We start from the raw sequence: 272 nt of genomic DNA on the forward strand, positions 1-272 counted from the left end.
ACTATTTCAAGTATCATTGGCTCCTTTCTATTTGGATATATCACAAAAGCGATTGGGGCAAAGCGCTCGATTACAGTCGTGTATGTGATTTTGATCGTTGCTCTGATTCTGGCTGTGACAGCCGCAACAGAATGGGTCTTCTGGGTGGCTGGCAGTTTATTTGGAATTTCACTCGGTGCAAGCTGGGGAGCATCACGAATATTGATTATCGAGCTGACACCGAAGGAAAAGAGAGGACAGTTTTTTGGTCTCTTCGCATTCTCAGGGAAGGT

Annotated in this window: 1 protein-coding gene; it reads left to right on the forward strand. The window is 45.2% G+C overall.

All coding sequences use genetic code 11. The annotated features are described in order from the left end of the window. Nucleotides 1–272 (forward strand): MFS transporter (locus SB658_RS23975; RefSeq protein WP_410602836.1); only part of this gene is annotated, 272 nt, incomplete at both ends.

Origin of the sequence: Bacillus sp. SIMBA_008 (genome assembly GCF_046535495.1) — a bacterium.
Lineage (GTDB): Bacteria > Bacillota > Bacilli > Bacillales > Bacillaceae > Bacillus > Bacillus subtilis.